Origin of the sequence: Chryseobacterium sp. JUb7, assembly GCF_024806495.1 — a bacterium.
GTDB lineage: Bacteria > Bacteroidota > Bacteroidia > Flavobacteriales > Weeksellaceae > Chryseobacterium.
In genome coordinates, this window is sequence record NZ_JANUFF010000004.1 from 147,244 (window position 1) to 162,111 (window position 14,868).

General features: G+C 35.9%; 15 protein-coding genes. 8 read left to right on the forward strand and 7 right to left on the reverse strand.

The features are described from left to right. Positions 1–39: 39 nt before the first annotated feature. On the reverse strand, positions 40–2,124 hold the full coding sequence (locus M2373_RS09615) for an outer membrane beta-barrel protein (RefSeq protein WP_259110063.1): 2,085 nt from the start codon (positions 2,122–2,124) through the stop codon (positions 40–42). 204 nt (positions 2,125–2,328) lie between these two features. Here M2373_RS09615 and M2373_RS09620 point away from each other — a divergent pair, with 204 nt between their 5' ends. Next, positions 2,329–3,081: a DUF3575 domain-containing protein gene (locus M2373_RS09620; protein WP_259110065.1), complete on the forward strand. Its 753-nt coding sequence runs from the start codon at positions 2,329–2,331 to the stop codon at positions 3,079–3,081. Between the two features lie 59 nt (positions 3,082–3,140). Then, positions 3,141–4,433, forward strand: coding sequence for an MFS transporter (locus M2373_RS09625; RefSeq protein WP_259110068.1), 1,293 nt, complete (start codon positions 3,141–3,143; stop codon positions 4,431–4,433). Between the two features lie 57 nt (positions 4,434–4,490). On the opposite strand, the gene M2373_RS09630 is transcribed toward M2373_RS09625, so the two are convergent. Beyond that, positions 4,491–4,703 carry a hypothetical protein gene (locus tag M2373_RS09630; protein WP_259110071.1) on the reverse strand — a complete coding sequence of 71 codons (213 nt, stop codon included), beginning with the start codon at positions 4,701–4,703 and terminating at the stop codon, positions 4,491–4,493. 222 nt (positions 4,704–4,925) lie between these two features. Between M2373_RS09630 and M2373_RS09635 the strand changes: the two genes are divergently transcribed. Next, positions 4,926–5,615, forward strand: a complete 690-nt coding sequence (locus M2373_RS09635; RefSeq protein WP_259110074.1) for a DUF4919 domain-containing protein — start codon at positions 4,926–4,928, stop codon at positions 5,613–5,615. Between the two features lie 99 nt (positions 5,616–5,714). Here M2373_RS09635 and M2373_RS09640 read toward each other — a convergent pair whose 3' ends face one another. The 5 genes from M2373_RS09640 to truA form a co-directional block, all read right to left on the reverse strand. Next, positions 5,715–7,475: an ABC transporter ATP-binding protein gene (locus tag M2373_RS09640; RefSeq protein ID WP_259110076.1), complete on the reverse strand. Its 1,761-nt coding sequence runs from the start codon at positions 7,473–7,475 to the stop codon at positions 5,715–5,717. Positions 7,476–8,069: 594 nt separating this feature from the next. After that, on the reverse strand, positions 8,070–8,840 hold the full coding sequence (locus tag M2373_RS09645) for an alpha/beta hydrolase (protein WP_259110080.1): 771 nt from the start codon (positions 8,838–8,840) through the stop codon (positions 8,070–8,072). An 84-nt stretch (positions 8,841–8,924) separates the two neighbouring features. Then, positions 8,925–9,512, reverse strand: a complete 588-nt coding sequence (locus M2373_RS09650; protein ID WP_259110083.1) for a Crp/Fnr family transcriptional regulator — start codon at positions 9,510–9,512, stop codon at positions 8,925–8,927. Between the two features lie 66 nt (positions 9,513–9,578). Continuing rightward, positions 9,579–9,911, reverse strand: coding sequence for a hypothetical protein (locus M2373_RS09655; protein WP_259110085.1), 333 nt, complete (start codon positions 9,909–9,911; stop codon positions 9,579–9,581). Between the two features lie 17 nt (positions 9,912–9,928). Further along, complete coding sequence (truA, locus tag M2373_RS09660; protein WP_259110088.1) at positions 9,929–10,663, reverse strand: tRNA pseudouridine(38-40) synthase TruA; 735 nt, start codon at positions 10,661–10,663, stop codon at positions 9,929–9,931. A gap of 130 nt (positions 10,664–10,793) precedes the next feature. Here truA and lpxK point away from each other — a divergent pair, with 130 nt between their 5' ends. The 5 genes from lpxK to dinB all read left to right on the forward strand — a co-directional run bounded on the left by lpxK (position 10,794) and on the right by dinB (position 14,841). Further along, positions 10,794–11,819: a tetraacyldisaccharide 4'-kinase gene (lpxK, locus tag M2373_RS09665; RefSeq protein ID WP_259110092.1), complete on the forward strand. Its 1,026-nt coding sequence runs from the start codon at positions 10,794–10,796 to the stop codon at positions 11,817–11,819. Beyond that, a complete protein-coding gene (locus tag M2373_RS09670) occupies positions 11,803–12,618 on the forward strand; it encodes a purine-nucleoside phosphorylase (protein ID WP_259110094.1) in 816 nt (271 codons plus the stop codon). The genes lpxK and M2373_RS09670 overlap by 17 nt, the downstream gene beginning before the upstream one ends. A 104-nt stretch (positions 12,619–12,722) precedes the next feature. Beyond that, positions 12,723–13,238, forward strand: coding sequence for a thioredoxin family protein (locus M2373_RS09675; RefSeq protein ID WP_259110097.1), 516 nt, complete (start codon positions 12,723–12,725; stop codon positions 13,236–13,238). After that, a complete protein-coding gene (locus M2373_RS09680) occupies positions 13,239–13,700 on the forward strand; it encodes a GNAT family N-acetyltransferase (RefSeq protein WP_259110099.1) in 462 nt (153 codons plus the stop codon). Between the two features lie 43 nt (positions 13,701–13,743). Beyond that, complete coding sequence (dinB, locus tag M2373_RS09685) at positions 13,744–14,841, forward strand: DNA polymerase IV (RefSeq protein ID WP_259110102.1); 1,098 nt, start codon at positions 13,744–13,746, stop codon at positions 14,839–14,841. The last annotated feature ends 27 nt before the right edge of the window (positions 14,842–14,868 follow it).

Below are 14,868 nucleotides of genomic sequence, written 5' to 3' on the forward strand. Positions count from 1 at the left end.
TGAATACCGGGCGGATTTTTATTTAATAAGAATAAAAAATTAGAAAGTAGCAGCAGGAGCTGTGGAGTTATTCAGTTTCTTTTGTAATTCAGTTTTCTTTCCTTTAGAAAAATCATAGCTGAGGCCCAGAATAAACATCGATTTGTTATTCATAATCTGATTAACACGACTGTAATTCACTAAACTTTCCTGCAGACTTTTCGTCTTATATTCAGAAGGCATTCCGACCCAGTACATTCCGGCCATAAAAGTCCATTCTTTCTTTTTATAACTGGCAAATACATGATTCTGGTTTTCATTGGTATTTAAAAAAGCTCCATTCAGCGTATAAACAGGAATATTCAACTGATATTGCAGACTGAAAGATTTGTATTCTGAAGACAATACCAAATTATTCGCGAGATAATTATTTTTAATTAAAGCTCCACTACTCGTTCGGATCATTTCTGAAGCAGGAGTTAAGTATAATTTTGCTACCAAAAGACTGTTTCCGAAAGGTTTATAAGAACCCGACAATTGCACACCGAATTGTTGGGAATTTTTAGCATTTTCATAAGTCAAAGCATATCCAAAATCCTGATCCAGCACATAATATTGATTGATCGTTCGATCTGTATATCTGTAAAATATATTTGCATTAAAATCAAAATACTTGTTATTAAATGAATAAATAAAATTATTCGCAAACATCTGCTGAGATTTTAAATAGGGATTTCCTTTCTGTACAATATTTGGAGCCATCTGAACAATATTACTGCTCAAAGCAGAACTCCACGGACCTATAGGTCTGTAGCTGCTCGTTAAACGGAGACTTTGATTATCTTTCAGCTGGTATCCTAAAATAATTTTCGGAGTAAACGACCATTGATCAAAAGTATTCTCTGCACTTTTATTGTGAATATTCGTTAATCCTGCTCCAATACGATAACTGAATTTTTTAACTTTTCCTGAAAATTCCGTGTAAAAATATTGCTCAAGATAATTGACACTGTATTCTGAAAAGCCGGAAAGGTTCTGAAGATCATTAGAAATATTCGTATTTGAAACACGATATCCCGAAGATAATTTTCCTGCGTCGAAAGTATGAACATGAGCCAGTTCACCCACAATTCCTGTTTGCCGGGTCTGAAGATTCATATCATTATCAAAAACCGGATCTCCCGAAGAAACAACCCATTCCTTAGCCAATTCCAAAGTATTTGTTTTAAATGCAGATCCTACAATATTCACGCTTAGCTCATCTTTTTTTCCGATGTTTTTTGAAAAATACAGATCTAAAGTAGGCGTTGTATAATCAGACGACCCGTTTTTCAGCATAGCATGCTCTTCCGACAAATGATCCTGAGTAAAAATACTTTTTCCGTTTCCTTTCACGAAACTTGAATAAATATCTACATTCATTTTAGCCTGAAAAGCGTAATTATCGGGTACCATTCGGGTATATCTTAAGGCTACGTTCTGATAAGTGTATCCGAAATGATCCTTTTTATTTTCATCTGAACGGTAATGGCTGTTATTAAGCTGATAATCGTAAATACTATTGACTTTTCTATTGTCATAATCTCTGAAATTGATAGAATATTCCAAACCTAAATTATTTTTCCCTTTGGTATAATTCGCATAAGCTGCTCCATTAACAAAACCCGTATTTAAAGCAGAACTTACGTCTGTTCCGAAAACATAGCCTGTTTCGGTAGAACGGGTAATAAGATTCACCACAACATCAGCTCGTGTCGCCCATCTTGCAGGCGGAATATCATAATATTCCACTTTTACAACTTCAGAAGGAGCTACACTTCGAATCTGCAGGTCCGTAGCTTCAATTCCGTTGATTAAAAATAAAGTCGTCCCGCCTTTGGTACTTTTTAATGTATTAGCAATCGGATCGATTTGTAATTCCGGTAAAGTACTCAAAAGATCTTTTGCATAGCGGGCTTTTTCCAATGCCTCTTTATCAAAGGTATAGACCGATTTATCAGCAAACTGTTTTTTACGTTGGGATTTCAGGATCACTTCCTGAATCTCTTCCGTTTTAGTCTCATCAATCGTGTCTTTTTTTACATTTTCCTGAGAAAACACCAAAATTCCACATAGAAGAAGCACAGAAAATATAGTTTTTTTCATATCAGCAATAGAATAATATACAGTAATGACAGTCAATATCCGGTATTTGTTACATACGCAGCAAATTGAAATTATAAACACAATCGTAAATAACTCATAAACAGAAATTTATTTTTTCACAAAAAAGTGTTTTTTTTTCACCTTTGCCCGTTTTTTGCTGTTGCCTCAATAACCATCACTTTATATTAATGAAAATTTACGATTATGAAAAAGCATCTCACCTTAGTATTTTGCTCACTTCTCTTATCGGAAGTGAATGCCCAGGAAGCTAATGCTGTTTCTTCAGAAAAGCTCAATATTATTAAGACCAACGTTACAGCTTATGCATTTAGAAATATCAATTTAACGTACGAAAGATCATTCAACAAATGGCTGTCGGTAAATATGGGATTTGGGACGATGCCCGAGGGAAAAGTACCGTTTATCAATTCATTTTTAAATGATGAAGATGAAAAAAGATTTCAGAATCTCGAAGTAAAAGCCTTCAATTTCACCATTGAACCTCGTGTATATATTGGTCACGGCTATGGTAAGGGGTTTTATTTTGCTCCTTATTACCGGTATTCAAAAGTTACTTCGAATACGTTCGACTTTTACTATGATTACAATTTCAGCGGAACAACCTATGAGATTCCCTTAAAGGGTTATGGAGATACCCGTGGGCACAGCGGCGGCTTAATGGTCGGGGTTCAGTTTTTTCTTACAAGAAGCCAGAATCTCGTCCTTGATTTCTGGATTGCAGGAGCTCATTACGGTAGTGGCAATGGTGAGTTTACAATGACCAGCGATGTCGTCCTTACTCCCGACATGCAGGCACAGCTGAAACAGGAAATTGAAAATCTGGATATCCCTGTTGTCAATTATTCTGTAGAAACCAATGCCAATGGTGCTGTCATAAAAGTTGACGGACCGTGGCTGGGCTTCAGAAGCGGATTATCTCTGGGATATCGATTTTAGCATCAAAAAATATATTTAAACATTTTGACAGGTAAGGGAAAAAGAAATATCTTTCCCTTATGAATTCATCACAAATCACCACCGCCCAAAGAATCAAGGCGATTGTCGGCGGATCGATAGGAAATCTTGTAGAATGGTATGACTGGTATGCGTATGCCGCATTTGCCATCTATTTTTCGCATTCTTTTTTTCCGGATTCGGATCTTACGGCGCAATTATTAAATACAGCAGGAATTTTCGCTGTAGGTTTTTTAATGCGACCTGTCGGAGGCTGGCTTTTCGGAAGTATTGCTGACAGAATCGGAAGAAAAAAAGCCATGACCCTTTCCGTTTTACTGATGTCATTCGGATCTCTACTGATTGCGTTGACACCAACATATAAAACAATAGGCGTTCTGGCCCCCCTGTTATTATTAGTAGCACGCCTTTTACAAGGCTTAAGTGTGGGTGGCGAATATGGAGTTTCTGCGACCTACCTCAGCGAGATGGCAACAAGTGAAAGAAGAGGGTTTTATTCGAGTTTTCAATATGTCACCCTGATTGGCGGGCAGCTGATTGCGTTGGGAATTCAGTTGATTTTACAGAAACTATTATTAACGGAAGCTCAACTGGAAGATTGGGGCTGGAGAATTCCTTTTGTCATCGGAGCCTTACTTTCTGTCATTGCATTATATTTAAGAGCCAATCTTCATGAAACCGAAGCTTTTGAAAATAAAAAACAGGTTGATGAAAAGAAAAAAGGATCAATAAAAGAGCTTTTAAAACACCCGAAAGCCTTAATTACAGTAGTTGGATTAACGCTTGGCGGAACACTGGCATTTTATACCTACACCACCTATATGCAAAAATTCCTGGTGAATACGGTTCATCTTACAAAGGAAGAATCTACCTTAATTTCTTTTATTTCATTATTTATTTTTGCCTGTTTACAGCCGGTTTTTGGCGCTTTATCGGATAAAATCGGAAGAAGACCTTTATTATTAAGTTTCGGAATATTAGGAACAGTTTTCACGTATCCGCTTTTAAATGCCTTAAGTACAACGACATCAATGTGGGGCGCTTTCTTTTTAATTATGTCTGCATTAATTATCGTGAGTGGTTATACTTCTATAAACGCTGTGGTAAAAGCAGAACTTTTCCCTTCGGAAGTAAGAGCTCTCGGTGTGGGATTACCGTATGCATTAACGGTTGCTATTTTTGGAGGAACGGCAGAATATATTGCTCTTTGGTTTAAACAGGCTCATGTAGAACATTATTTCTACTGGTATATTACAGCGTGTATTTTCTTTTCATTCATTGTTTATGCAACGATGAAAGATACTAAGAAAAACTCGACACTGGATAAAGACTGATATACTTACTAAAATAAATTGGCGGCTCAGGGAATCTGAGCCGCCAATTTATTTATTTTAATGATAAGCTTGTCTAAACTTTTCAATGATATTATCCAGATTATGACGCTGTACATACACACTCTTCACCTCTTCGTACCGTGGAGATTTGTAAAAAACCTCATGGAAATCCATACTTCCGTTTCCTACTTTTACAACTTTCTGTACTTCGATATTTAATTTTTTCAATTCCTCTTTAAAGCTGTGGAATTCATCTTGAATGTTATTCATTTATATTTTTTGGATTTTAGGGTTAAAAATATCTTTTCATGCAAACACCCTACCAATTTTATAGAGGATGAAGCTTAATTTCCATTAAAATTAATAAATCTTTAACATAAAAACAAGGGTTTAGTGTATTTTTTATGTTATTTTGAAAAAAAATCACTTATTTATTTCTAATCCTTATACAATACGTACATTTGTTGACTATAAAAAAAGCTTGTATTAACCATGAATAGTAAATTTCTTCTCTTTTTTATCATTGTTTTTTCAAATTTTGCCTTCGCGCAGAAAAAAGAATTTCATGCCCCGGATTATACCCTGATAAAAAAGGCTATTACTGATAAAAATTCAGAATTCTATTATCCTCATCTTCTGGAAAGACTGAAAGCGAACGATACTTTGATCACGCCCAATCAATACAGACATTTATATTTTGGACAAACCTTACAAAAAAACTACAATCCTTATAACGGAAGGAAGAAAACGGATGAGCTTAAAAAATATTATCAGGCGACCGTAGAACTTAAGGAAGAGGACCTTCCGAAAGCAATACGGACTTTCCGTGAAGGATTGGAAGAAAACCCGTTAGATATTCGTGCTATGAACTATCTGGCCTATATGTATCATTTATCAGGTGATGAAGCCACCGCCAAAAAAGTTTCAGAGAATTTTCACGGATTATTCGGAGCTATTCTTTCTTCGGGAGACGGACTGAATTGCGAAACAGCTTTCCATGTGATTGCTGTTTCCCATGAATATGTTCTCCTCAATATGTTTCAGCTGGAAAATAAATCTCAGAGTTTTGACGGAACATGCGATTATCTAGAGTTTGAAAAAGGAAAATATAAAGTTCCAGGCATGTATTTTAACGTAAGTAAATTACAGGAAAAGAATCTGGAAATATTGAAAGCTAAATAACTTTAAAAATTCCTTTTCACAGCGGATAAAAAAACAACCTTACGATGGCAAGGTTGTTTTTTATGATGATAGCAAAGAAAAAAGATTTGGAAATTATTCCTAAGAATTATGGCTTTCCTCCTCTACTTCCACTTCATGTCTTAACTGGGCTTTATATAATGTTGCGTAATATCCGTTTTTATCAAGAAGTTCCAGGTGTTTTCCTTCCTCTACAATTTTACCGTGCTCCATTACAATAATCTTATCCGCCTTTTCAATAGTTGAAAGTCGGTGTGCAATGATGATGGAAGTTCTGTTTTTAGTAATTTTTTCTGTCGCTCTCTGGATTAGTTTTTCACTTTCATGATCAATTGAAGAAGTAGCTTCGTCTAAAATTAAAATCTTAGGATCCGATAAATAGGCTCTCAGGAAAGACAATAACTGTCTTTGACCAAGAGAAATTGATGATCCTCTTTCGCTTACCACATAATCATAACCTCCGGGAAGCTGTTCGATAAACTGGTCAACTTCAATTTCTCTGGCACCCGCTTTTATTTTTTCCAGAGTAATAGTTTCATCTCCGAACGCCAGGTTCTCGAAAATACTTCCATGAAACAGAAAAACATCCTGTAAAACAACCCCTATATGACTTCTTAAATTATACAGTTCGTAATCTTTAAGATCTACATCATCGATTAAAATATTTCCTGAATTAATATCATAAAGTCGGGTAATCAAGCTGATGATCGTAGATTTCCCGGCTCCGGTTGCTCCTACAATTGCGACTGTTTCTCCCGGATTTACTTTAAAATCAATCCCTTTCAGTACTTCCTGCTTTTCGTCATATGCAAAATGTACTTTTTTAAATTCGATCTTTCCGTCAAAATGATCTTTCTGTACTTCACCTGTATTCGGCATTGAATTTTCTTCATCCATTAAGCCTAAAACTCTTTCTGCTCCCACAATACCCCTCTGAATGTTGTTAAATCGGTCCGCAATCTGTCTCAAAGGACGAATCAGCATCGAAATATACTGTATAAAAGCAATCACAACTCCTGCACTGATGGTGATATACCCTCCGTAGAAAAGAATAAATCCTATAAAAAGTGAAGAAATTAATTCAACTACCGGAAAGAATAATGAGAAAATAAATACAGTTCTCAATAATGCTCCCTTCAGCGTAATATTAATATCATCAAATTTTTTAAACTCAGATGCCTGTCTGTTGAAAACCTGAATGATAGACATCCCGGCCAATCTTTCCTGAACAAAAGAGTTCTGCGTAGACGTCCAGTTTCTTTCATCACCAAAAGCTTTTTTTAATCTTTTTTGAAAAAACCTTGTAATCATTACCATTAAAGGTAAGATGGCCAATGTGATATAACTCAGATGAACATCGGTACTGAACATCATGATCAACACGAAAATGATTCTCAGAATATCCCCAAAAACCATCAGGAAACCGTCTGTATAAACGGTAGCAATAGTTTCAACATCACCTACTGCTCTTGTGACCAGCTGCCCGATAGGCGTTTTATCAAAGAATGAAGTTTTGAAGTAAATAAGTTTAGCATAAAGCCTTTCCCTGATATCTCTGATTACATTCTGAGAGATGAAATTGGAAAAATACACTAAGAAAAAGTTTAAAATAGTTTCTGCAAACACCAAGCCTACCAAAATGTAGATATGCTTCATCATTAAAGCCTTGTCCTGCAGTTTTGTAATATCATTATCCACCACTTCCATCGTGAGATAAGGTCTGTAAGTAGAAACTATTGACAGTATAATGGAAATTATCAAAGTAAAGATGAACCAAGAACGGAATTTCATCCCGATAAAGAACAGCCTCTTAATAATCCCCCAGGTATCTTGTTTTTTCATTGTACGAATTGAAGAAAGAATTAAAATAAAATTCTCTGCAAAAATAAGACTTTCTAATTTCTCCGCCTTTACAACTTTGTGAATTCCTGATGAAAAATTCAGATCGGTGTTATTTATGAGATAGATGATTTTGATTTTTATTGAATAGTGACTTTGAGCTTTTCCAGTCAATAATAAAGCTTTAATAAAAAGTCCTTCGACTCCGCTCAGGATGACATCGCTACAAATTAATCTCTCATAAAGGCAGTTAGTATTAGAAATATCATACTGAGTGTAGTCGAAGGATCTCTTAAATATAATTCAAATATAAATTTCGACATCCCAAACTCCTCCGTTGACGTCTCGAACCCATCTTACTACATCCAAAACTCCTCTCACGGGGTTATTTACACAAAAAATGACGTTATGCAACCCAAAATTTGACTTCCGAAATATCGAATTTGACGTTCCGAACCCCAATTTTGGGGTTGTACAACCTCAGTCGAGATATCTGAAACCACATCGGAGCACTTCTGGACATCATCAGATATATCAGATAAAAAAAGAGACCTGCTCCGCGAAAGCCGTCTCTTTTCAATTCTATGTAAAGGTATATTAATTGACTTTTGCAAGCCACTCTAATACATATCCTGCAACTTCTTCCCAATTTTTTTCACCTGCAATGAAATGGCTTCTTCCCGGAAATTCTTTAAAATCCACAATGCTGTTTTTGTCTTTGTAAGCTTCCGCAATTTTTCTTGAGAAATTGGCGGCAAAAATATGATCTCTTTCTCCGGCGATGAACAGTAGTGGCTCATGAGCTTTATGTAAGTCCAGTTTTGCAGAAGATTTGAATAACGGATCTCTGGCCAGTTTTCTACTTTCAGGAGCAGCAACCGTTTCATACAATCTGTCGCTTTCTTCTTTTGAATAATTATTGAAAAATGCCTTATGGTACCATTCTTTTGAGCCCATAAATACAGTATTTCCTTTAAAGAAATTCACCACGGGCCAAACAATTTTCACCGTAGAAAAAGGAGCGATCACATTTTTTGGAGGAGCACCGTCAATGCTTACCCCAGCAACAGCTTTTCCCATATCAATTAACTTCTGAACCATCAGCCCGCCAAACGAATGCCCGATCACAATTGGCTTTTCAGGAAGCGTATCGATAAATTTTGATAAATAATCTACCACATCATCGAAGCCTACCTCTTTCAGATCTGACGGAATATTCTTTTTCAGATCTTTAGGATCACCTTTATGTCCGGGATTTGCCGGAGTGTGTACGGTGTAGCCTTGAGCTTCAAAATAAGTTTTCCATTCTTTCCAGCTTGTATTGTTCACAAATAATCCATGAATTAATACGATAGTTTTTGTTTTCATAACTTTTATTTTTATTGGTTTTAAATTATGAGACAAAGTTCCGCGAATAAGATGAGGATAATTTTAACCTTGGTTAAAATCGTATTACTTACCCGAAATTCTTTTTCGGATTCTGCTCAGAGAAGGTCCCTGGATCCCTAAATAAGAAGAAATATGATACAGCGGAACATTATTAAAAATATCAGGATGCTGCTTGATGAGATCTAAATACCGTTCTTCTGGGGATTTCAGGATAAACCCTTCAATTCTTGACATCGTAATATTGAAAGCTTCCTGTGCGAGAAGTCTTCCAAACTTTTCCCATCGGTGCGACTGATGATACAAAGCCAGCAAATCGGTATAACGGATATAGATAATCGAAGCATCCGTCAAAGCCTGCGTATGATAATCACAAGGTATCTGATTAATAAAACTTTTAAAAGAAACGACAAAACCATTGGCTGAATACAAAAAAACATTCTTCTCTTCGCCTGTTTTTTCATCTATCGTATAAGAGCGGAAAACGCCATCCACAATAAATCCGAAATAGGTACAAACGGTTCCCCGAAGATTATAGAAATCTCCTTTTTTGTAATTTTTAGGCAGCCAGCAGTCTTCAGATAATTTAAAATCTTCTTCCGGAAGACCTGCGAAATGATTGAGGGCAAAGGCTAATTTTTCGATCTCATCCATGGTTTATGCTTTATATTGAAAATGAAAATGGTGACTTTGAAACATCAGGTCACCATCATATATTTATCATTCTTTACTTCCTATTTCTTCAATTTCCAGGGAAGGTTTTTTTAAGGTTTCTTTTCGAAATCTGTTTTCCAAAACTCTGTAAAAACCGTAAACAGCACCAATCGCAAATAACCAGCTTATTATATTAACCAAAGAAAAGCCTGTATAATTGTTTTCGTTATAAGTATTGGTAAGCCCCTGATAAATTCCGTAGCAAAAAAGAAATACGATCTGAAAGCCTAAATATATCCCAATAGCCAACAGGCCCAGCTGCCATTTTGTTTTTCCAAACCTCTCGGCAAGTTCTGCATAGTACCTGTAAGCACCAATCAGAATAAAGATTGACATCATAATATTATTAGTTTTATTTAATTAAATTCATAGCCCACATCTACCAGATATAACCCATGCGCCGGCGCAGAGGTTCCTGCAGAATTACGGTGTTTATCTTCAATGACCGTCCGAAGATCTTCCGGCTTCAATTTCCCGGCACCTATTTCTACCATCGTTCCCACAATTGCCCGCACCATATTTCTTAAAAAACGATTCGCTGAAACGGTAAATTTCAGCTCGCTGCCATTTTGCGCCCACTCTGCTTTATACATTTTACAGAGATTGGTTTTGTTGTCGGTATGTAATTTTGCAAAACTTGTAAAATCCTCATATTCAAATAAAATTTTACAGGCTTCATTCATTTTATCAATATCCAGAGGTCTTCTCCAGTGTTGCCATGCCGACTCTTCTGTAAAGGGATTTTTTTCCATTGAAATATAATATTCATATGTTCTGAAAGTTGCATCAAAACGCGCATGAAAATCATCTCTCACCTCAAAAATTCTTTTTACAGCAATATCAGCCGGAAGAAAACTGTTTAATCTGCGGGTAAAATCTTCATTCAATACTTTTTCAGTATCAAAATGGGCAAAAATTTTCTTTGCATGAACACCTGTATCCGTTCTTCCTGCTCCCGTTGTTTTTATTTTCTCTCTTAAAATCGTGGAAAGTGCTTTTTCCAATTCTTCCTGCACAGAAATAGCATTCGGCTGGATCTGATAGCCGAAATAATTTTTACCGTTGTAGGAAAATTCAATAAAATACCTCAATGTAATAAAATAACTCTACAAAAATACTTTAATTTAATGATAATCAATAATCATTTTTTTTAAATAAATGTTGAAAAGTCGCTACCATATTAAGTAAAATCCATGTGAAATTTCCTATTTTTGCAAACGTATGAAAAGATGGTACCTCTATCCTTTTTCCCTCGGTTATCACATGGTAACGGGTATCCGAAACACGATGTATGATCTGGGAATTTTTAAATCAACGAAATTCAAGACTCCGATAATTTGTGTCGGCAACCTTTCTGTGGGCGGAAGCGGAAAATCGCCAATGGTGATGTACCTCGCTCAATACCTGTCTAAACACTACAGAACGGGAGTCCTTTCACGCGGTTACGGAAGACTCACAAAAGGCTATGCTGTAACGAATTACGAAAGTAATTACAAAATGGTAGGCGATGAAGCCATGCAGCTGTTTGAGCGTTTCAAAAACCGCTTTGTGATCGCCGTTTCTGAAGACAGAGTTCCCGGAGCCAAAAAAGTGATTGATGATATGGATCTTGATGTTCTGGTATTGGATGACGCCATGCAGCACAGAGCCATCAAACCAGGATTCAATATTCTGATGACAGATTTTAATGATCCTTATTTTAAAGATCATCTTCTTCCCGGAGGAGATTTAAGAGAATCAAGAGCGGGATCAAGAAGAGCAGATATCATTATGGTCAGCAAATGTCCTGATGAACTGACAGAGGAAACCAAACAGTACTATGTTTCGAGAATAAGACCGGACCGTACTCAAAAAGTATTCTTTTCATCCATCGGATATGACGAAAATGTATACGGAAGAGAAAAAATACTTCCCGACAACAACCTGAATTATTATGATATACTTTTAATTACAGGAATTGCCAATCCAAAACCTTTACTCACCCATCTTGCAAAGTTCTCTCAAAGAGTGAAGCATTTAAAATTCAGGGATCATCACAATTTTACAGATGATGATATCAAAAAAATTATTGCTGAATATAAAAAACTGGGTGAATATAAATTAATCTTAACGACAGAAAAGGATTATGTCCGTCTTAAAACTTTTGACTATCTTAGAGACATTGTTTACTACTGGCCTATCAATGTAATCATTGATAAAAAGGAAGAATTCAATCAAATTATCTTAGATTATGTTAGAAAAAATTAAGCAGACCGCAGATTTTATAAAAAACATCATTAAAGAAACGCCTGATTTTGCGATTGTTCTGGGATCGGGATTAGGAAAATTACAGGATGAAGTAGAAGCCATTCATATCTTAGAATATCCTGAAATTCCGCACTTTCCTCAGACTACTGTTGTGGGGCATGGTGGAAAATTAATTTACGGAATTCTCGAAGGAAAAAAAGTGTTGATGATGAGTGGTCGTTTTCACTATTATGAAGGTCATTCTATAGAAACTGTTGTTTTTCCGGTCAGAGTTTTTCATTTATTAGGAATTAAAAATCTGATTTTATCTAATGCATCCGGGGGGGTCAATCCTCATTACAGTGTTGCTGATATCGTTATTTTGAAAGATCACATCAATATGATGCCCGAGCACCCTCTTCGTGGAAAAAATATCGATTCTTTCGGTCCTCGTTTTGTTGATATGAGCGAACCTTACAACAGGAAAATGATTTCTGTTGCCGGGCAGGTGGCCTCAGAAAATAATATTAAATTTCAACAGGGAACATACGTTGCTCTGCAAGGTCCTACTTTTGAAACCCCCGCAGAATACGGAATGATTAAAGCAATCGGTGGTGATATGGTCGGAATGAGTACTGTTCCTGAAGTAATTGTAGCCAAGCACATGGGAATGGATATTTTTGCGATCTCTATTATTACAGATCTGGGCGGGCCGGATATTGCCTTTGCCGTTTCCCACGAAGAAGTTCTGAATGCTGCCAACAAAGCAATGCCTCAAGTGATTACTCTTGTAAAAGGGCTTGTGAAGAATTATCAGTAATCTTTTATAGAAAACATCAATTTCATAAATTTTCATTAATTCATACGAAATCAATCCCTAATTGCGTTTCATTGTTTAGATTTGCATAAAATGAAATTGAAAATATGAGAAAGTTATTAGTCTTATTAATGATAGGAATCTTTGGAATAAGCTATTCACAAAAGCTTCCGACCGTTCTTAAAACAGGTTTTTCCAAAGAAGCATTAAATCAAAAACTTGAAAATGAAGAGGGAAAAAGTATTACGATACAGCAAATTCTGGATCAGCATAAAGGAAAAGTTTTAGTGATCGATTTTTGGGCCGGATGGTGCAGAGACTGCTTAAAAGCTCTTCCAAAAGCAAAAGAATTGGAGGTAAATAATAAAAATATCGATTTTGTATTTCTTTCATTAGACCGTTCTAAAGAAGGTTTCGATAAAAGTCTGGAAAGATTTGAAATGAAAGACAAAGAAAATTACTGGTTTGCTTCAGGCTGGAAAAACGACTTCAATAATTATATTGATCTTAACTGGATTCCAAGATACATGGTTATTGATCAAAAATCTGCGATTGCAAAATACTATGCTATTTCTCCGGAAGATCCTGAGATTCAGACAACGATTGATAAACTTTTAAAATAGATGATGATCGTAAGAGAAGCTACAGAACAAGATCTGAAAGTCCTTTTAGAATTTGAGCAGGGAATTGTTTCTTCAGAAAGACCTTTCAATGAAACTTTAATTGACGGAGAAATTCACTATTATGATCTTCATGCGCTCATTCTTTCTCCAGATGCAAGTTTAGTGGTGGTTGAAGGGAATAATAATGAAATTATCGCCTCAGGCTATGCCCTTATTAAACAATCTGAAAAAAACTATACTCAATTCAGAGAATACGGCTATCTCGGTTTTATGTTTGTAAAGCCTGAACATCGGGGAAAAGGAATTAATCAGCTGATTATAGACAATTTAACAGACTGGATAAAAGAGAAAGGTATTTCGGAAATCAGACTGGACGTTTACGATCAAAATGAATCTGCAGTAAAAGCTTATGAAAAAGCAGGCTTTGAGCCTCTTCTTCTTACCATGAGACTGAAAGCTTAATAAATTCAATCATTAAAAATACAGGAATCCATATCTTTGCGGTATGGATTCTTCTTTTCCTATCCGCAAAATAATTCATGTTGATATGGATGCATTTTATGCCTCCGTGGAACAGTATGATAATCCTGCACTGAGAGGGAAGCCCATTGCCGTGGGCGGCGGACACCGCGGGGTTGTTTCGGCAGCGAGTTATGAAGCCCGGAAATTTGGTGTTCGTTCTGCCATGCCCAGTAAAACAGCAAAAGAAAAATGCCCGCATCTGATTTTTGTTCCCCCCCGATTTCCACGCTATAAAGAAATTTCGAGAAAAATCCGTGAGATTTTCCATGAATACACAGACCTTGTTGAGCCTCTTTCTTTAGATGAAGCCTATCTTGATGTCACTGAAAATAAAAAAGGAATAGAATCTGCCAATCAGATAGCGAAAGAAATCCGTCAAAAAATTTTTGAAGAGACAGGTCTCACTGCTTCTGCCGGAATTTCAATTAATAAGTTTTTAGCAAAAGTAGCTTCAGATATCAATAAACCGAATGGGCAAAAAACCATTCATCCATATAAAATTGAAGGTTTTCTGGAAGAACTGCCTGTCGAAAAATTTTACGGCGTAGGGAAAGTTACAGCTAACAAAATGTTTAGTTTAGGGATTTATAAAGGAAAAGATTTAAAGAAAAGATCTATTGAGGACCTCACAAGAATGTTTGGAAAATCGGGTGCCTATTATTACAATGTGGTTCGGGGAATTCATAATTCAGAAGTCAAACCTCATCGTATTCAAAAAAGTGTAGCCGTAGAAAGGACTTTCTTTGAAGATCTTTTTGATGAGCAACAGGTTAATGAAAAAATAGAAAGCCTGAGTGAAGAACTTCATCAGAGACTTCAGAAAAATAATATCCTAGGCCGAACTTTAACCTTAAAAATTAAATATAAAGACTTTTCACTCTTTACCAGAAGTATGACTAAGGAAGAATATTTTGCATCACCGCAACAATATTTCAACACCGGAAAAAAACTTTGGGAACTCCGTCCCTTTGATAAACCTGTTCGTCTATTAGGATTATCCCTTTCCCATCTTAATACGGAAGAAAAAAAGCAGGTCTCTGTTCAACTAAAAATTCCGTTCAAAGAATTTGAGGACCAATAAATTGTTTTTTTTCACTACATTGTAGTA